This window comes from Pseudomonas sp. IT-93MI4 (genome assembly GCF_949767635.1).
Lineage (GTDB): Bacteria > Pseudomonadota > Gammaproteobacteria > Pseudomonadales > Pseudomonadaceae > Aquipseudomonas > Aquipseudomonas putida_A.
This window is the reverse complement of record NZ_CATKPP010000044.1, coordinates 20,314-37,403: the sequence shown is the minus strand read 5'-3', so window position 1 is coordinate 37,403 and position 17,090 is coordinate 20,314. Positions and strand designations below refer to the sequence as shown.

Annotated in this window: 16 protein-coding genes; 7 read left to right on the top strand and 9 right to left on the bottom strand. The window is 62.6% G+C overall.

Features of this window, described 5'->3' with window-relative positions:
* Positions 1–24 precede the first annotated feature (24 nt).
* The 3 genes from ACM6I7_RS17075 to ACM6I7_RS17065 form a co-directional block, all read right to left on the bottom strand.
* Entirely contained in the window at positions 25–1,614 is a 1,590-nt protein-coding gene (locus ACM6I7_RS17075) for a collagen-like triple helix repeat-containing protein (protein WP_414888926.1), read from the bottom strand.
* Between the two features lie 302 nt (positions 1,615–1,916).
* Positions 1,917–2,771 (bottom strand): MaoC family dehydratase, encoded by an 855-nt coding sequence (locus ACM6I7_RS17070; protein WP_414888925.1) that lies wholly within the window; start codon positions 2,769–2,771, stop codon positions 1,917–1,919.
* Positions 2,772–2,773: 2 nt separating this feature from the next.
* On the bottom strand, positions 2,774–4,126 hold the full coding sequence (locus tag ACM6I7_RS17065; protein ID WP_097089933.1) for a 3-oxoacyl-ACP reductase: 1,353 nt from the start codon (positions 4,124–4,126) through the stop codon (positions 2,774–2,776).
* Between the two features lie 236 nt (positions 4,127–4,362).
* Between ACM6I7_RS17065 and ACM6I7_RS17060 the strand changes: the two genes are divergently transcribed.
* The 3 genes from ACM6I7_RS17060 (at position 4,363) to ACM6I7_RS17050 (ending at position 8,199) form a co-directional block, all read left to right on the top strand.
* The gene (locus tag ACM6I7_RS17060) at positions 4,363–5,640 is read left to right on the top strand and encodes an acetyl-CoA C-acetyltransferase (RefSeq protein WP_183783578.1); all 1,278 of its coding nucleotides are present in this window, start codon (positions 4,363–4,365) and stop codon (positions 5,638–5,640) included.
* Positions 5,641–5,876: 236 nt separating this feature from the next.
* Complete coding sequence (locus tag ACM6I7_RS17055) at positions 5,877–6,773, top strand: PA4780 family RIO1-like protein kinase (RefSeq protein ID WP_003221347.1); 897 nt, start codon at positions 5,877–5,879, stop codon at positions 6,771–6,773.
* A gap of 223 nt (positions 6,774–6,996) precedes the next feature.
* Complete coding sequence (locus ACM6I7_RS17050) at positions 6,997–8,199, top strand: MFS transporter (RefSeq protein WP_414888923.1); 1,203 nt, start codon at positions 6,997–6,999, stop codon at positions 8,197–8,199.
* On the opposite strand, the gene cueR is transcribed toward ACM6I7_RS17050, so the two are convergent.
* From cueR to ACM6I7_RS17035, 3 genes are all read right to left on the bottom strand, one after another.
* The gene (cueR, locus tag ACM6I7_RS17045; RefSeq protein WP_007962968.1) at positions 8,153–8,566 is read right to left on the bottom strand and encodes a Cu(I)-responsive transcriptional regulator; all 414 of its coding nucleotides are present in this window, start codon (positions 8,564–8,566) and stop codon (positions 8,153–8,155) included. The genes ACM6I7_RS17050 and cueR overlap by 47 nt on opposite strands.
* The gene (locus tag ACM6I7_RS17040; protein ID WP_414888922.1) at positions 8,563–10,956 is read right to left on the bottom strand and encodes a heavy metal translocating P-type ATPase; all 2,394 of its coding nucleotides are present in this window, start codon (positions 10,954–10,956) and stop codon (positions 8,563–8,565) included. The genes cueR and ACM6I7_RS17040 overlap by 4 nt, the downstream gene beginning before the upstream one ends.
* A 194-nt stretch (positions 10,957–11,150) precedes the next feature.
* On the bottom strand, positions 11,151–11,534 hold the full coding sequence (locus tag ACM6I7_RS17035) for a hypothetical protein (protein ID WP_027613629.1): 384 nt from the start codon (positions 11,532–11,534) through the stop codon (positions 11,151–11,153).
* A 148-nt stretch (positions 11,535–11,682) separates the two neighbouring features.
* Between ACM6I7_RS17035 and ACM6I7_RS17030 the strand changes: the two genes are divergently transcribed.
* Both ACM6I7_RS17030 and ACM6I7_RS17025 read left to right on the top strand, forming a co-directional pair.
* Positions 11,683–11,883 (top strand): heavy-metal-associated domain-containing protein, encoded by a 201-nt coding sequence (locus ACM6I7_RS17030; protein WP_096794848.1) that lies wholly within the window; start codon positions 11,683–11,685, stop codon positions 11,881–11,883.
* A gap of 233 nt (positions 11,884–12,116) precedes the next feature.
* Complete coding sequence (locus tag ACM6I7_RS17025) at positions 12,117–13,319, top strand: multidrug effflux MFS transporter (RefSeq protein WP_183783570.1); 1,203 nt, start codon at positions 12,117–12,119, stop codon at positions 13,317–13,319.
* 5 nt (positions 13,320–13,324) lie between these two features.
* Here ACM6I7_RS17025 and ACM6I7_RS17020 read toward each other — a convergent pair whose 3' ends face one another.
* The 3 genes from ACM6I7_RS17020 to ACM6I7_RS17010 form a co-directional block, all read right to left on the bottom strand.
* Positions 13,325–13,498, bottom strand: coding sequence for a hypothetical protein (locus ACM6I7_RS17020; protein WP_166496092.1), 174 nt, complete (start codon positions 13,496–13,498; stop codon positions 13,325–13,327).
* A gap of 153 nt (positions 13,499–13,651) precedes the next feature.
* Positions 13,652–14,665 (bottom strand): zinc-binding alcohol dehydrogenase family protein, encoded by a 1,014-nt coding sequence (locus ACM6I7_RS17015; protein ID WP_183783568.1) that lies wholly within the window; start codon positions 14,663–14,665, stop codon positions 13,652–13,654.
* A 32-nt stretch (positions 14,666–14,697) separates the two neighbouring features.
* Positions 14,698–14,991: a putative quinol monooxygenase gene (locus ACM6I7_RS17010; RefSeq protein WP_336840608.1), complete on the bottom strand. Its 294-nt coding sequence runs from the start codon at positions 14,989–14,991 to the stop codon at positions 14,698–14,700.
* Positions 14,992–15,109: 118 nt separating this feature from the next.
* Between ACM6I7_RS17010 and ACM6I7_RS17005 the strand changes: the two genes are divergently transcribed.
* Together ACM6I7_RS17005 and ACM6I7_RS17000 are read left to right on the top strand one after the other, a co-directional pair.
* Entirely contained in the window at positions 15,110–16,039 is a 930-nt protein-coding gene (locus ACM6I7_RS17005) for a LysR family transcriptional regulator (RefSeq protein WP_007962958.1), read from the top strand.
* 315 nt (positions 16,040–16,354) lie between these two features.
* Positions 16,355–17,086 (top strand): ArsR/SmtB family transcription factor, encoded by a 732-nt coding sequence (locus ACM6I7_RS17000; protein WP_027613635.1) that lies wholly within the window; start codon positions 16,355–16,357, stop codon positions 17,084–17,086.
* The last annotated feature ends 4 nt before the right edge of the window (positions 17,087–17,090 follow it).

Sequence of the window (17,090 nt, the reverse complement as noted above, 5' to 3'; positions counted from 1 at the left end):
GCCGTCGAATCGGCCAGGTGCAATTTAGCGTTTGTTGCCTCCAAGAGCGCCGGTCAGACCACCGAGCACGCCACCCAGACCTCCGGTTGCGGTGCCTCCAGTGGCGGTGCCGCCGTTGACCAGTCCGCCGACCGCACCGACGGTGGCGCCGACGTTGCTGACCACACCACCCACGGCGGTGGTGACCGGGTTGTTGGTGGCGGCAATGGTGTTGCCGATCATGCTGACCGCTCCGCCGACCTGGCCGGTGAGACCGGCGACCGGCGCGCCCAGACCTGTCGCGGCGCCGACTTGTTGAGTGACGCTGGTGACCGCACTGGTGACTGGGTTCAGCCCTGCGCCGACGGTAGCGCCGACGGTGGCCAGTGGCGAGGTGGTGGCGGTGATCGGCGTGCCCGAGCCGCCGAGTACGGTGTTGAGCGAAGCGATGGTGTTGCCCAGTCCGCCAGCCGTGACGCCGCCGGCGCTGACCACGCCGTTGGTGCTGCCGGCGTTCAGACCGGCACCGACGTTGACCACGGCGCCGCCAACCGTTTGCAGCAAGCCGGTACCGCCCAGGCCGCCGCCGAGACCACCGCCCAATCCGCCACCGCTGCTGGTGCCGTTGTCCACCAGCCCGCCGGCTTTGCCGACGGCAGTGCCGACATTGGTCAAGGCGCCGCCGACGGTGTTGGTCAACGCGTTGCCGCCGCCAGCACCGGTTACCTGACCGCCCACGCCTTTGACGGCGCCACCGACCTGGCCGAGGACACCATTGAGCGGAGCGCCGAGGCCGGTTGCATCGCCGACTTTGTCGGTGGTGCTTTCAACCATGGCAATCACTGGTACCAGACCGTTGCCGACACTTTTAGTCACCGAGCCCAGTGGGCCAGTGGTAGTGGCCAGACTCAGGGTGTCGCCGAGCATGGTGACTTTTTCACCGACGCCGTCGAGCACCGGAGCGACTTTGGTGACCACGCCGCCGACAACCGGAACGCTGCCGGTGGCGGTCGCCAGTTTGCTGCTCAGATCCGAGACGCCGGTACCGACATCTGAAACCACGCCGCCGACCGAGGACGCCGTGACGCCCAGGCCATTGTCGACCGTGCCCAGTTTGCCGATGCCGTTGGCCACGCCATCACCCAGGGTAGTGACCACATTGCCTGTGGTTTTTACTGCGCTTTGCACCACGCCGCCCACTACTGGAACGGTGCTCAAGGAGTCGCCGACCTGACCGACACCACTGCCGACGCCCGCGACGGTGTTGCCGACATCCTGCACCAGGGTGGTGGTCACTAGCGGGGTGGTAGTCGGGTTGGTCGGGTTGGTTGGATCCGTAGGGTCTGTCGGATTGGTAGGATTGGTCGGGTTCGTCGGATTGGTCGGGTTGGTCGTGCCGGTACCGCCAGTGCCACCGGTACCACCTGTGCCAGCGGTATCGGTGCCGCCAGTACCGCCAGTGCCACTGCTACCGCCTGTGCCACCAGTGCCGCCAGTGCCCGACGTCGCGCTGTCTGGCGAAGAGCTGCCGGAGCTGCTGTGATGGCCGCCACCGCCGCTGCTGCAGCCAGCCAGACCAAGGGAGAGGATCAATGCCAGAGCTGTTGCCGATTTGCACCACACTTGAGTTTTCATGATTGAGATTCCTTGCACCTGTAACAACATTCGTCGTTTTCGATGGCTCACCGATCTGTCGCCGGTGATGCCTCGTCCGTGGTGCCAATCTCGATCGCGCTGTGCTTTTCCACCATTCTCAAGTTGGTATTAACGCCTTTATATATAAGGCGCCGCGCCGTGCCTAAGGACTAATACCCAGGATATAGACGCATAAAAAAAGGCCTTGAAAATCAAGGCCTGGAGTTTTTCAGAGTGCGGCGCCAAACGTGGAAAAACTTAAGTGATATATACACAATTTACAGGCTCGCCCGGGCGGATACTCAGGCAACCGGTTGCCACTGACCGACCATATGTTCCAGATCGCCGTTGCCGATCAGGCGCAACTCGCCGCTGGATCCCGGCGCGCTCGCCAGCAATGAGACCTCGCTGGGCAAGCGCACCGGTTTGCGAAAGTGCACGGCGATTTCAAGGTTGGCCTTGGGTAGATGATCAGCCAGCGCGGCGAGGGTTCGTGCCTTGTTCCACAGACCGTGAGCAATCGCCGTGGGAAAACCGAACAGCTTGGCACTGGCCGCGCTCAGGTGAATCGGGTTGTAGTCGCCCGAGACTTTGGCGTATTGCCGACCGATGTCGGCAGAGGCTTTCCATTGCGCGACTTGCGTCAACACCTGGGACGGTTCCCAGTGTTGCTCGACGGGTTCGCCGTCCAGTTTCACTCCGCGACAGAGCATCTGGCTTTCGGCTTCCCACAGCGGCCCGAGTTGATCATCGAGGCTGGTCAACACCTCGAAGGTCGCGCCTTTGGGATGCGGCTGCAGGTTATGCACGCGGACGCTGACTTGCGCGCGACTGATCCCGCCCATCGGCCGCAACACGCGAATGCGGTTGCTCAGGTGAATCAGCCCCAGCAACGGGAACGGAAACTCCTTCGCCGTGAGCAATTGCATCTGCAGGGCGAACGCGAGGATGTGTGGATAAGTCGGCGGCAGCAGGCCGTCATCGGTAAAGCCGCAGACCTTGCGATAGGCCGCCAGTTTTTGCGGGTCGACATCGACCCAGCAGCGCAAACCGCTGTCGGGCAGTCGGGTGCCAGTGATCTTGCGCCGTGTCGCGGCCCGCGCGTACAGGCCGGGCAGGCTCGGTTCACGGTCGAGGGTGTGCCATTCAATGCTCATGCCTATGCCCCCAGAACACTTTGGCCACAGACCCGCAGCGCCTGGCCGGTAAATGCGCCGGTGCCCGGTTGCGCCAGCCACGCGACGGCTTCGGCGACGTCTTGCGGCAAGCCGCCCTGGCCCAGCGAACTCATGCGCCGTCCGGCCTCACGCAGGCCGAACGGGATGTGCGCGGTCATCTGGGTTTCGATGAAGCCCGGGGCCACGGCGTTGATGCTGATGCCGCGCTCGTGCAGCGTCGGCGCCCAAGCCTGGGCCAGGCCGATCAGCCCGGCCTTGCTCGCGGCGTAGTTGGTCTGTCCACGATTGCCGGCGATGCCGCTGATCGAGGCCAGCAGAATCACCCGCGCATTGTCGTGCAGGGTGCCGCTGTCGAGCAGCGCCTTGGTCAGCACTTGCGGGGCATTGAGGTTGACCGCCAGCACCGCGTCCCAGAATTCCGGGGTCATGTTGGCCAGGGTCTTGTCGCGGGTGATCCCGGCGTTGTGCACCAGAATGTCGAGGCCGTCCGGCAGTTGTTCGATCAGGTGCGCGGCGGCATCTTCGGCGCAGATATCAAGGGTGATCGCCCGGCCGCCAAGACGTGCGGCGAGGGCTTCCAGATCAGTCTTGGCCGGGGGGACGTCGAGCAGAATCACCTCGGCGCCATCGCGGGCGAGGGTCTCGGCAATCGAGGCGCCGATCCCGCGTGCCGCACCGGTGACCAGCGCCTTGCGTCCGGCCAATGGCCGGGTCCAATCGGTGACCGGCGTGGCGCACGGGCTCAGGCGAATCACCTGCCCGGAAACAAAGGCACTTTTCGGTGACAGGAAAAACCGCAACGGCCCCTCAAGCTGATCTTCAGCGCCGTCACCGACATAGATCAGTTGCAGCGTGCCGCCGCTGCGCAGCTCCTTGGCCAGCGAACGTGAAAAGCCTTCGAGCGCCCGTTGCGCACTGGATGCAAAGGGCTCGCGCAGGGTTTCCGGGGCGCGGCCGAGAATCACCAGGTGCGCGCTGCTGTCGAGGTTTTTCATCAACGGCTGGAAGAATTCGCGCAGCTGTTTGAGCTGGTCGGTGTGTTGCAGGTCGCTGGCATCGAACACCACGGCCTTGAGTTTAGGCCCGTGCCCGGGAATCCACGCGGTGGCCAGCGACGGTTCAGTGCCGTAGCTGTAGATCGCATCGGTCAGGCGGTTGGCGAACGCATTGACCCGCTCGGCCAGCGGCCCGCCACCGATCAACAGCGCGCCGTCCACCGGCCGCAGGCGTCCGGCCTGCCAGCGTTCCAGCCGCACCGGCGACGGCAGGCCCAAAGCCCCGACCAGACGGTGGCCGATGGATGAGTTGGCGAAGTCGATATAGCGGTCAGACATGGAACGCTCTCCAAAAGTTGGGGTTCAAAGTGTGGACTACCAACGGCAATCAATCGTTCGATCCACGCAATAAGGCCTACGCTAGAACAGCAGAGTAGACCACCGTCCCTGTGGGAGCTGGCTTGCCAGCGATGGCGGAGTGTCAGCCACTGGAAATGCTGGAGGTGCCGGCCCTATCGCTGGCAAGCCAGCTCCCACAGGGATTTCCATGAATTCGGATCAACAAGGAGCTTTTCATGAGTCAGCTGCGCCGCGTCGCCATCATCGGTGGTAACCGTATTCCTTTCGCCCGTTCCAACGGGCCGTACGCCACTGCCAGCAATCAGGTGATGCTCACTGCTGCCCTGGAAGGCCTGATCGAACGCTACAACCTGCACGGCCTGCGCATCGGGGAAGTGGTGGCGGGTGCGGTGCTTAAATTGTCACGAGATATGAACCTGACCCGCGAGTGCGTGCTCGGCTCGCGGCTGTCGCCGGCCACCCCGGCCTATGACATCCAGCAAGCCTGCGGCACCGGGCTGGAGGCGGCGCTGCTGGTGGCCAACAAAATCGCCCTCGGCCAGATTGACTGCGGCATTGCCGGTGGCGTCGACACCACCTCGGACGCGCCGATCAGCGTCAGCGAAGGCTTGCGCAAAATCCTTCTGCAGGCCAACCGCGCCAAGACCACCGGCGACAAGCTGAAAACCTTTCTGCAACTGCGTCCGCGGCACCTGATCCCGGAATTCCCGCGTAACGGCGAACCGCGTACCGGTCTGTCGATGGGCCAGCACTGCGAACTGATGGCGCAGACCTGGAACATCCCCCGTGAGGAGCAGGATCAACTGGCCCTCGAAAGCCATCACAAACTCGCCGCGTCCTACAGTGAAGGCTGGCACAACGACCTGATGACGCCGTTCCTCGGCCTGACCCGCGACAACAACCTGCGTCCGGACCTGACCCTGGAAAAACTCGCCACGCTCAAACCCGCTTTCGAAAAAAGCGCGAAGGGCACGCTGACAGCGGGCAACTCCACGCCACTCACCGACGGCGCCTCGGTGGTGCTGCTGGGCAGCGAGGAATGGGCGAAGGAGCGTGGTTTGCCGATCCTCGCCTACCTGCGCGATGGCGAAGCGGCGGCGGTGGATTTCGTCAACGGCGCCGAAGGCCTGTTGATGGCGCCGGTGTATGCAGTGCCGCGCCTGCTGGCGCGTAATGGGTTGACCCTGCAAGACTTCGATTACTACGAAATTCACGAAGCGTTTGCCGCGCAGGTGCTGTGCACGCTCAAGGCCTGGGAAGACCCCGAATACTGCAAGACGCGTTTGGGGCTGGACGCACCGCTGGGTTCGATCGACCGCAGCCGGCTGAATGTGAAAGGCAGCTCGCTGGCGGCGGGGCATCCGTTTGCCGCGACCGGAGGGCGGATTGTCGCCAACCTGGCAAAACTGCTGGATGCGGCCGGCAAGGGCAGGGGGCTGATCTCGATCTGCGCGGCGGGCGGCCAGGGTGTCACCGCGATCATCGAACGTTGAGCCCGCTCCCATAGGGGGAAATGAATGCCAATGTCAGATTCTGTCGCAAATGCCCTCGACGCTGATTGCCAACATTTCAAACGGGCTCAGCTATGATCGGCAACGGTCGATTATTTCGGCACAGTGTGTGCATCCACAGGGTTCACAGGTCGGCAACCCCTCCCCGTAGCGCGAGGATTGCCGTATAACGAGTGACATTCGCGTGTTTGGTAATAAAGGACCCACAATAAAAGCTGATGAAGACTCCAAAACGCATTGAACCCCTGATCGAAGACGGTCTGGTCGACGAAGTGCTGCGCCCACTCATGAGTGGTAAAGAAGCAGCTGTTTATGTGGTGCGCTGCGGTAACCAGTTACGTTGCGCGAAGGTTTACAAGGAGGCGAACAAACGCAGTTTCCGCCAGGCAGCCGAGTATCAGGAAGGCCGCAAGGTGCGTAACAGCCGGCAGGCGCGAGCGATGGCCAAGGGTTCGAAATTCGGTCGCAAAGAGACCGAAGACGCCTGGCAGAACGCCGAAGTCGCGGCGCTGTTCCGTCTGGCCGGTGCCGGCGTGCGAGTGCCCAAGCCGTACGACTTTCTGGATGGCGTGCTGCTGATGGAACTGGTGGCCGACGAATACGGCGATGCCGCCCCGCGTCTGAACGATGTGGTGCTGGAGCCGGATCAGGCCCGCGAATATCACGCGTTCCTGATCTCGCAGATCGTGCTGATGTTGTGTACCGGTCTGGTGCACGGTGACCTCTCGGAGTTCAACGTGCTGCTGACCCCGACCGGCCCGGTGATCATCGACCTGCCGCAGGCGGTGGATGCCGCTGGCAACAACCACGCGTTCAGCATGCTCGAGCGCGATGTGGGCAACATGGCTTCGTACTTCGGGCGCTTTGCCCCGGAGCTGAAGCAGACCCGCTACGCGAAAGAAATGTGGGCGCTGTACGAAGCCGGCACCTTGCACCCCAACAGCGTGCTCACCGGCGAGTTCGACGATCCTGAAGACCTGGCCGACGTTGGCGGAGTGTTGCGCGAGATCGAAGCGGCGCGGCTCGACGAAGAGCGCAAGCAGGCGATCCGTGCGGCGGATGACGAGCCCAAAGGCAAGTCCGACGAACCGCCGCCGCCACCGTGGATGCAGTAAGCGCATGAACAGAAACCCGGCTTCGGCCGGGTTTTTTGTGCCTGCCCAAAACACCGAAGATCCCTTGTAGGAGTGAGCCTGCTCGCGATGGCGGTGTGTCATTCAGCAAAAGTGTTGCCTGATACACAGCCATCGCGAGCAGGCTCACTCCTACAAGGGATTTGTGGTGTTCCTGGAATGTGTGTGGGAATCTTGTCCGCCCTCGCACACTCAAGGATTGAATGTGAACGCCCGCCTCATCATCACCGCCCGGCTGATCTCCGACTTCGGCGCCTTCCTCAACATGGTCGCCCTGGCGACTTACGTTTACCTGCTAAGCAACAGCGCCATGAGCGTCGGGGTGTTCCTCGCCAGCCGCGTCGGTGGGGGGATTTTCGCCAGCCTGATCGGCACACGGTTCTATCGGCGCTGGAATGGCCGGGTGCCGCTGATCGCCTTCGATCTGCTGCGCGCGGCGCTGCTCGGGCTGCTGTTGATCCTGCCGGTGAGCCAGCAGGCGTTGCTGTTGCCGGTGATCGCTTTCGGCCTGGGTTTTGGCAATTCGATGTTCGCCATCGGCCTCAACAGCCAGTTGCCACGGCTGATCGAGCCGGCGCTGCTACTGAAAACCAATGCCTGGATCACCTCGGCGTCATCCGCAGCGATGGTCGGCGGCAGCCTGGTGTCCGGTTTGCTGGTGGCAGCCTTCGGTTTCGAAACGGTCTTCGCGCTCAACGCACTGACCTATGTGCTGGCGGCGCTGTTGATTGCACCGTTGCGCTTCGCCGCTGCAGAAGTCAGCGAACAATCGATCAGCGAACGCGGCGAATGGTCAGCCCTGAAACAAGGCCTGCGCAGCGCTCCGGTGATTGCGGCGATGCTCGCCGTGACCATGGCCGACACCTTGGGCAGTGCCGCGCACAACGTCGGCTTCCCGATCATTTCCAAACTGCTGACACCCGACTCGGCCAGCACCACGCTGGGCCTGATGCTGGCGGTGTGGGCCAGCGGCAAACTGCTCGGGGCACGGATTGCCAGTCGCCTCAAAGGCACGGATAACATTGATTTGGAACGACGGTATTTCTTCGGCGTGGCGTTGATGTCCTGCGGTTTCATCCTGATGTTCCAGCAGCACAGCCTTTTCGGTCTGCTGCTGTTTTCCCTGCCGGCGGGGTTGGGTGACGGTATTTCTGAAGTCGGCCTGATGTCGCGCCTGCAACGTGAACCGGAGCATTTGCGGCTGCCGATTTTCAGTTTCCTGACCTTGCTGCAAATGACCGGGTTCGGCGTCGGCATGCTGATTGCCGCGCCGTTTTACGGTTGGTGGACGCCGGGTGCCGTGGTCATGCTGTTCCACGGCATCCCGCTCGGCACATTGTTGGCCGTGAAGTGGCTGGCGCTCAGGCGCGGGCGGGTTGAGCGCAGCAGCCCGACGCCAGTTCCTTGAGGATCGGGCAATCGGGGCGATGGTCGCCATTACAGTGCTCGACCAGATCCTGCAGGGTGTCGCGCAGCTCGCCGAGTTCGCGGATCTTCTGATTCAGCTCGTCGATGTGCTGACGCGCCAGCGCTTTCACATCGGCACTGGCACGCTGGCGATCCTGCCACAGGGTCAGCAGCTTGCCGACTTCCTCAAGGGAAAAACCCAGGTCCCGCGAACGCTTGATGAACGCCAGGGTGTGCAGGTCATCGTCGCTGTAGACCCGGTAGCCGCTGTCGGTGCGATGGGCAGCCTTGAGCAGGCCGATCGACTCGTAATAGCGGATCATCTTCGCGCTCAGGCCACTGTGCCGGGCCGCTTGGCCGATGTTCATCGCTGTTCCTCCAGATCCTTCGGTTTCCAGGTTTTCAACAGTAGCGCATTGCTCACCACGCTGACGCTCGACAGTGCCATCGCCGCACCGGCCAGCACCGGGTTGAGGAAGCCGAACGCCGCCAGCGGAATGCCGATCAGGTTGTAGACGAAGGCCCAGAACAGGTTCTGGCGGATCTTCGCGTAGGTCTTGCGGCTGATCTCCAGCGCTGCCGGCACCAGCCGTGGATCGCCGCGCATCAGAGTGATGCCGGCGGCGTGCATGGCCACATCGGTGCCGCCGCCCATGGCGATGCCGATATCGGCAGCGGCTAGTGCGGGGGCGTCGTTGATGCCGTCGCCGACCATCGCCACCACGCCGGTTTTCTTCAGTTCGGCGACGGTCGCGGCTTTGTCGGCGGGGAGCACTTCGGCATGAACGTTTTCAATGCCCAGCGCCTCGGCCACCACGCGCGCACTGCCACGGTTGTCGCCGGTCAGCAGATGGCTGTGAATACCGCGGACGGCCAGTTGCTGCACGGCTTGCAGTGCGCCGGGCTTGAGCGTGTCGCCGAAGGCGAACAGTCCGAGCACTTGCGGTTCCGGGCTTTGCTCGATCAGCCACGACAGGGTTCGGCCTTGGCTTTCCCAAGCCTTGGCGGACTCGGCGAGATTGCCCGCGCTCAGGCCACTTTCTTCCAGCAAGCGCCGATTGCCCAGCGCCAGGCGCCGACCGTCAAGCGTGCCAGCGATACCGCGCCCGGTCAGGGACTGGCTGTCGCTGACATCCGGCACGCTCAGGTCACGCTCGGCGGCCGCGTCCAGCACGGCTTTGGCCAGCGGATGCTCGCTGCCGCGTTGCAGGGCACCGGCCAGTCTCAGCAGAGTATTTTCATCGCCATCCAGCGCACTGAAATGGGCGATGCGCGGGGTGCCGGAAGTCAGCGTGCCGGTCTTGTCGAAGACCACGTTGTCGACTGCATGGGCACGTTCCAGCGCTTCGGCGTCCTTGATCAGAATGCCGTGACGCGCAGCCACACCCGTGCCGGCCATGATCGCCGTCGGCGTGGCGAGGCCGAGGGCACATGGACAGGCAATCACCAGCACGGCAACAGCGTTGATCAACGCGGTTTCCATGGGCGCGCCGTATAGCCACCAGCCGATCAGGGTGGCGAGGGCGATCAGCAACACGCTGGGCACGAACACCTGGCTGACTTTATCCACCAGTTTTTGGATCGGCGCTTTCGCCGCCTGAGCGTCTTCTACCAGACGGATGATCCGCGCCAGCACGCTTTCCGCGCCGAGGGCGGTGGTGCGCACCAGCAAGCGACCTTCACCGTTGATCGCGCCGCCGGTGACTTTGTCGCCCGGCTGTTTTGGCACCGGCAGGCTTTCGCCGCTGATTAGCGCTTCGTCCGCGTGGCTCTGACCTTCGAGCACTTCGCCGTCGACCGGGAAGCGTTCGCCGGGTTTGACCAGCACCTGATCATTCAGGCGCAGAGCGCTGATCGCCACGTCTTGCTCGCGACCGTCAATGACCTGAATCGCCCGTTCCGGACGCAAGGCTTCGAGGGCGCGGATGGCGCTGGCGGTCTGGCGTTTGGCGCGGCTTTCCAGGTATTTGCCGAGGAGCACCAGGGCGATCACCACCGCCGAGGCTTCGAAATACAGATGCGGCATGCGCCCGGCGGCGGTGGCCCATTCGTACAGGCTCAAGCCATAACCGGCGCTGGTGCCGAGGGCCACCAGCAAGTCCATGTTACCGGCGCCGGCGCGCACGGCTTTCCACGCGGCCACGTAGAAACGTGCACCGAAAATGAATTGCACCGGGGTGGCGAGGGCGAATTGCGCCCAGGCCGGAAGCATCCAGTGAATGCCGAACGGTTGCAGCAGCATCGGCAACACCAGCGGCAACGCCAGGACGATCGCGCAGATCAGCGCCCAGCGTTCATGTTGCAGGCGCTGTTGCTGGTTATCGGTGGCGGGGTGTTCGGCTTGCCAGACGCTGGCCGAGTAACCGGCCTTGCTTACAGCATCGAGCAGCGACTGAATGTCGACCTGACCGAGCCATTCGAGGTGTGCGCGTTCGTTGGCGAGGTTGACGCTGACGCTCTTCACCCCGGGGACTTTGTTCAGGGCGCGCTCGACGCGACCGACGCACGAGGCGCAGGTCATGCCGTCGATGCTCAACTCCACCGTCTGCTGCGGCACGCTGTAACCGGCGCGTTCAACCGCCGCCATCAACGACGGCAAGCTGTCACCAGGCGCCTGGACGCGGGCCTGTTCGGTGGCGAGATTGACGCTGACGGCACTGGCGCCGCTGACTTTGCGCAACGCCCGCTCGACACGCCCGGCGCAACTGGCGCAGGTCATGCCGGCAATCGGCAGATCGAAAGTGATGGAATCGGACATCGGTCTTACTCCCTGTAGAAGATGCCTACAAGGATCAACCTTGCCACGCGGGCAAGGTCAAGCGCCAATATTTGACTCACTACAAAAACAGTGTGGGAGCGGGCTTGCTCGCGAATGCGGTGTGTCAGTCAACATCATCGCTGAATGACACAGCGCATTCGCGAGCAAGCCCGCTCCCACATTTGGAGTTTTGCTTAGTATTCGAGGGCGGCAGGTCGCAGGTACAAGCCTTTGGCATTTGCCGCGATCCGGTACTTGAGCACATCGCCGGCCTTAAGCGAGATCTCCTGCGCCGGCGGCGCGAGCATGCCTGCCTGGCAACCCGGCACTTGGCCAGGCAATTGTTTCAGACGGATGGAAATCGTCCCGTGGGGCAGGTTGAACGAAGTGGTCTGTTCCTGCAGCAGGCGCGCTGCCAGTTCATCATTGACGTACACGCCAATCTCGCAGGGAGTCGGCACTTCCAGACGCTCGCGCGAGATGATCAGAACGGCGTAGTCCTCACCGGTCGCGTTGGCCTGGGGCAGGGCGGCAAAGAGGCTGAGCAAGCCAAACAGGCTGAAAGCTGACCAGCGCATGGCTGAATCTCCTGAATTTGAGTCATTGATGCACGCAGCTTGGCTGAGCGCGACGCCGATTGCCAGCCCGGCAGTTTTCTGCAGAACTTGACCTTGCCATGGTGGCAAGCTCGACACTGCGGGCAACCTCACTCAAAGGAGTCCATCCATGCAAGTGTTCAACGTTCAAGGCATGTCCTGCGGCCACTGTGTCAAAGCCATCACCAACGCCGTGCAGGCGAAGGATCCGGCGGCCAGCGTACGGGTCGATCTGGCGGCTAAAGAAGTTGGTGTCGAGAGTTCGCTGAGTGCCGAGCAAGTGATCGAGGTGATCAGCGAAGAGGGCTACCCGGTAAAACTCGCCGGATAACGATAAATCCCTGTGGCGAGGGAGCTTGCTCCCGCCGGGTCGCGAAGCGGCCCTTTTTTTCAATTGAAAAACACTCGGCGTGCTGCGCAGTCCAGCGGGAGCAAGCTCCCTCGCCACAGGTTTCAGGTGTAGGTCATCTGATTTCTAATAGTTAGCGAGCTATCGGAATGTTCAAGGTGTCTCAGCGCGGCTAGACTGTCGGGCTGCCGACTTCTATCCCACCTGGATGCCTGATGAACTTCCGTACCATTCTGATTCTCGGTGCCCTGAGCGCCTTCGGTCCGCTGGCGATCGACTTCTATTTGCCGGCGTTCCCGTCGATGGCGCTGGCCTTTGGCACTGATGAAAAGCATGTGCAACTGACCCTGGCAGCCTATTTCGCCGGTCTGTCGATCGGGCAGTTGCTGTATGGGCCGGTGGCCGACCGGTTTGGTCGGCGCCTGCCGCTGTTGGTCGGTGTCGGCCTGTTCACCCTGGCTTCGCTGGCCTGTGCTTATGCACCGAATCTGGAATGGCTGATCGGCGCGCGTTTCGTTCAGGCGCTGGGCGGCTGCGCGGGGATGGTGATTTCCCGGGCGGTGGTCAGTGACAAGTGCGATGCGGTCGGTTCGGCGAAAGTCTTTTCGCAACTGATGCTGGTGATGGGATTGGCGCCGATTCTCGCGCCGTTGCTCGGCGGTCTGCTGGTCAATACCACGGGCTGGCAGTCGATCTTCCTCGCACTGACGGGCTTCAGCGCACTGGCCGGCCTGGCTGTGGCGCTGGGTCTGCCGGAAAGTCTGCCGGACTATGTGCCGCGCCAGCCGTTGTCCGGTGCGTTGCGCCAATACGGCCGGCTGTTTGGCGACCGGGTGTTTCTCGGCCACGCCCTGACCGGCGGTATCGCGGTCGCCGGGATGTTTTCCTATATCGCCGGTTCGCCGTTCGTCTTCATCAAACTGTACGGCGTACCCGCCGAGCATTTCGGCTGGCTGTTCGGCACCAATGCGGCGGGGTTCATTCTGGTGGCCCAGGTCAATGCGCGGCTGTTGGCCAAGCGCGGTCCGGCATTCCTGCTGGCACGGGCGGTGTGGGTGTATCTGTTGGCCGGGGTTTCTTTGCTCGCGGTCAGCTCGCTGCACACCGAAGCGTTGTGGCCGCTGTTGATCCCGTTGTTCGTGTGTATCGCCAGCCTCGGCTGCATCCTGCCCAACGCAGCGGCGTGTGCAATGAACGGCCAGGGTGCGCGTGCCGGTAGTGCGTCGGCACTGATGGGCTGCCTGCAGTTCAGCGTGGCTTCCGGCGCGGCTTCGCTGGTGGGCGTTCTGCACGATGGCAGCGCCATGCCGATGGCCATGGTCATCAGTCTGTGCGGGTTGCTGGTGGTGAGCGTCGCGATGTACACCCGGCATTTGCAGAATGCCCGGGCGTTGGCGCAAGCGCAGGCCGAAGCCTGATTGCCTCAGCCGACGGCGCGTTGCTGTCCGGGGTCGGGAATCCGATGGGGCGCGTGCAGGCGCGCTTCGAGGGTGCGGGTGAAGGCGAGCGCCTCGGCTTCACTGCGAAAGGTCACGGCGTGCTGGTCCAGGCGAACCTGCCATTGGGACTTTGCCACTTCTTTTATCAGGATCTTCATTACTGACCTCCCTTGTGTAAAAGATGCATCGCAGAGGCTTCGAGTGTAGACCTGAATACGATCGGATTTGTGACAACGATCAAGCATCTGACTGACGGCAAAAAATAGCGCCAGCCCTTGAAAGGACTGGCGCTGATTACGACGTCCGGGTTTTCAGAAACTTTCTAAAACAATTTTGCCCTTGGCCTTGCCGCTTTCCAGCAGCTCATGCGCCCGGCGCAGGTTCGCCGCGTTGATCGTGCCGAAATGCTCGCCGACGGTGGTCTTCAACGTCCCCGCATCAATCAGCTCGGCCACGCGGTTGAGCAGCTTGTGCTGCTCGATCATGTCCGGTGTTTCGAACAGCGAGCGGGTGTACATGAACTCCCAGTGCAGCGACAGGCTCTTGCGCTTGAGCTGGCTCACGTCCAGCGACTTCGGATCGTCGATCAGCGCGAGTTTGCCTTGCGGGGCCAACGCCTCGACCAGTTGCTCCAGGTGCAGATCGGTCTGGGTCAGGCTGGCGACGTGGGTCACGTGATCGATGCCGGCGCGTTTCAGTTCCTCGCTCAACGGCTGGCTGTGGTCGATCACCAGGTCGGCACCCAGCTCGGTCACCCAGTCGCGAGTCTGTGCACGGGACGCGGTGCCGATGACCTTCAGGCCGGTCAACTGGCTGGCCAGTTGGGTGAGGATCGAACCGACGCCGCCAGCGGCGCCGACGATCAGCAGGCTTTGACCTTCATCGGTCTTGCCCTCACGGATCTGCAGGCGTTCGAACAGCAGTTCCCACGCGGTGATCGCGGTCAGCGGCAGCGCGGCGGCTTCGGCAAAACCGAGGGATTTGGGCATGTGGCCAACAATGCGCTCATCGACCACGTGCAGCTCGCTGTTGCCACCGGCACGGGCGATGGAGCCAGCGTAAAACACTTTGTCGCCGGCCTTGAACAGCGTCACTTCACTGCCGACGGCCTTGACCACACCGGCGACGTCCCAGCCGAGTACTTTTGCTGCGCCGTTTTCCGGCGCCACGTTCTGCCGCACCTTGGTGTCGACCGGGTTGACCGAGATGGCTTTGACTTCCACCAGCAGGTCGCGCGGGCCGGCGACCGGCTCCGGCAGTTCGATGTCTTGCAGGGATTTTTCGTCGCTGATCGGCAGGGAGGCGAAATAGGCGATGGCTTTCATGACTTGCTCCGTAACGGTAATAGAAGAAGGGCTCAGGCGATGGCGCCCAGACGTTTCAATTGAAAGTGTTCGATGCAGTGGCCGGCGACGGCCTGGAAGTTCTGAAAATGCGCGCTGGCGTTGTGCGCCGAAAGGATTTCCTCGCTGGCCCAGTGTTCGATCACATAAAAGGTCAGCGGATCGGCGAGGTCGCGATGCAGGTCGTACTGGCTGCAGCCTTCTTCGGCGCGACTCGGCTCAACCAGTTCGCGCAGGGCGTTTTCGAGGGTGTCCTGCTGGCCGGGTTTGGCGATCAGGGTGGCGATGGCGGTGAATGCTTGGGACATGTGCGGCTCCAGTCGCGGGATAAATTTGCTTGAACCCATCATTGGCTATTTCTCGGCGCGATAAAACCGGCTAAAAGAGCAGTCTCTTTCAATATTTTTTTGATAATCGAGGCTGAGAATGCTGCGTTTCGACGATTTACAGTTGTTCGTTCGCGCGGCGGATCTGGGCAGCCTGTCGGCAGCGGCGCGGGTGATGGACATGTCCGCGGCAGTGGCCAGCGCCGCGCTCAAACGCATCGAACAGCAACTGGGCGTGCGTTTGCTGGCGCGCTCGACCCGCAGCCTGCGTCTGACCGCCGAGGGCGAAGGCTTCCTCGAATACGCGCGGGCCGCGTTGAGTTCGCTGGACGAAGGCCGGCGATTTCTCTCCAGCGCGCAGGATCAGGTCAGCGGCATCCTGCAGTTGTCGGCGCCTTCGGATTTCGGGCGCAACTTGCTGTTGCCGTGGCTCGACGAGTTTCAGCGCGAGCATCCGAAACTGACCGTGCGCCTGTTGCTCGGTGATCGCATCGCCGACCTGTTCCGCCAGCCGGTGGACATCGCCCTGCGTTATGGCGAACCCGAGGATTCGAGCCTGGTGGCCCTGCCCATCGCTCCGGACAATCGCCGCGTGCTCTGCGCATCGCCGGCGTACCTGGCGCGCCACGGCGAACCGCGTCAGCTCGAACAACTGGCGCAGCACAATTGCCTGCTGTACATGCTCGGCAGTCGCGTGCACGACCATTGGAGTTTTCATGACGGCAAACGTGAAGTCGGCCTGACGGTCAGTGGTGATCGTTTCAGTGATGACGCCGACGTCGTCCGGTTGTGGGCGGTGGCGGGGGCGGGCATCGCCTACAAATCGTGGCTCGATGTCGGCGCGGATGTGCTCGCCGGGCGCCTCAAAGTGTTGCTGCCAGAGCTGCTCTGTGAGCGTGCTCCGCTGAATCTGTTGTGCGCCCATCGCGCACAATTGAGTAAGCCGGTGAACCTTTTGAGGGAAATGCTCGCCAGCCGATGCGCCGAATTGAGTAGTCAATTTCCCCATTTCCCGAAAGTTGATCATTAGTCGCAGGCAATTAGCGAAATTTCACTCAGGAACTATCACCATTCGTGTCAGCCACGGCGCAGGAAGCAGCGTGCATCCCGCTTATACTAGCGACCGCCTCAAACCTGCACCGATAACCGGTCAGGACTGAATCCGGCCGGTTTTTCAGAGCCGGGCGAGCGCTGCACAAACGCCGCGGACACTCCATTGACGGGTGCCGCAGCACCGGCCTGGCTTGCTCCGGTTCATGGCGTTTTACCCGTCTTGGCCGATGACCCATTACTGGTCAAGATGTCTTCGAGCAGTAGACGATACGATTCAACAGGGAGTGAATACATGGAACATGCACCTTGCATCAGCCAGATCGCCACGCTGCTGGCCGACCCCAAGCGCAGTGCGATGATGTGGGCGTTGATGGATGGCTCGGCACGCCAGACCGAAGAGCTGGCGCTGCTGGCAGGGTTGTCGCCATCTTCGGCCAGTGCGCATCTGGGGCGTTTGTCCGCCGGGGGCCTGTTGAAAGTCGAGGTCCGTGGGCGCAAGCGCTTTTTCCGTCTGGCAGCCCCGGAGATCGCGGCGGCCATCGAAGCGCTGGCCAGTGCCACGATCGCCAGCGCACCGCGGGAAATTCCTCACGTATTCAAACGCTCGGCACCGAGCGCCAATCCCCGGACTGCGCCGTCTTCACTGCTGCGTGCGCGCTTTTGCGATGATCATTTGGGTGGCACGCTGGCCGCCGATCTGTATCAGCGTCTGCTCGATGCCGGCTGGCTCGAACAGATCGAGCAGCGGGTCGTGGTGACCCTCAAAGGCTCGACGCAACTGGCCAACCGCGGTGTGTTCATCCAGGCCCTCGCTCATCGCAAGGCTCAGGTGGCGTGTGCCTGTCCGGACTGGAGTGAACGTCGCCCGCACCTGGGCGGTTCACTCGGCGCGGCGGTGCTGCAACTGTTCATGCAGTCCGGCTGGCTGGTGCTGCCCAAGGACTCCCGAGCCTTGCAAGTGACCTCGGCCGGGCAGCGGGAAATCCAGCGGTTCGCCAAGGAAACCGAGCTGGAATTGGCGTAATAGA

Coding starts and splice junctions, on each gene's coding strand:
- ACM6I7_RS17075 (WP_414888926.1), bottom strand. CDS start 1,614: ATGAAAACTCAAGTGTGGTGCAAATCGGCAACAGCTCTGGCATTGATC.
- ACM6I7_RS17070 (WP_414888925.1), bottom strand. CDS start 2,771: ATGAGCATTGAATGGCACACCCTCGACCGTGAACCGAGCCTGCCCGGC.
- ACM6I7_RS17065 (WP_097089933.1), bottom strand. CDS start 4,126: ATGTCTGACCGCTATATCGACTTCGCCAACTCATCCATCGGCCACCGT.
- ACM6I7_RS17060 (WP_183783578.1), top strand. CDS start 4,363: ATGAGTCAGCTGCGCCGCGTCGCCATCATCGGTGGTAACCGTATTCCT.
- ACM6I7_RS17055 (WP_003221347.1), top strand. CDS start 5,877: ATGAAGACTCCAAAACGCATTGAACCCCTGATCGAAGACGGTCTGGTC.
- cueR (WP_007962968.1), bottom strand. CDS start 8,566: ATGAACATCGGCCAAGCGGCCCGGCACAGTGGCCTGAGCGCGAAGATG.
- ACM6I7_RS17040 (WP_414888922.1), bottom strand. CDS start 10,956: ATGTCCGATTCCATCACTTTCGATCTGCCGATTGCCGGCATGACCTGC.
- ACM6I7_RS17035 (WP_027613629.1), bottom strand. CDS start 11,534: ATGCGCTGGTCAGCTTTCAGCCTGTTTGGCTTGCTCAGCCTCTTTGCC.
- ACM6I7_RS17030 (WP_096794848.1), top strand. CDS start 11,683: ATGCAAGTGTTCAACGTTCAAGGCATGTCCTGCGGCCACTGTGTCAAA.
- ACM6I7_RS17025 (WP_183783570.1), top strand. CDS start 12,117: ATGAACTTCCGTACCATTCTGATTCTCGGTGCCCTGAGCGCCTTCGGT.
- ACM6I7_RS17020 (WP_166496092.1), bottom strand. CDS start 13,498: ATGAAGATCCTGATAAAAGAAGTGGCAAAGTCCCAATGGCAGGTTCGC.
- ACM6I7_RS17015 (WP_183783568.1), bottom strand. CDS start 14,665: ATGAAAGCCATCGCCTATTTCGCCTCCCTGCCGATCAGCGACGAAAAA.
- ACM6I7_RS17010 (WP_336840608.1), bottom strand. CDS start 14,991: ATGTCCCAAGCATTCACCGCCATCGCCACCCTGATCGCCAAACCCGGC.
- ACM6I7_RS17005 (WP_007962958.1), top strand. CDS start 15,110: ATGCTGCGTTTCGACGATTTACAGTTGTTCGTTCGCGCGGCGGATCTG.
- ACM6I7_RS17000 (WP_027613635.1), top strand. CDS start 16,355: ATGGAACATGCACCTTGCATCAGCCAGATCGCCACGCTGCTGGCCGAC.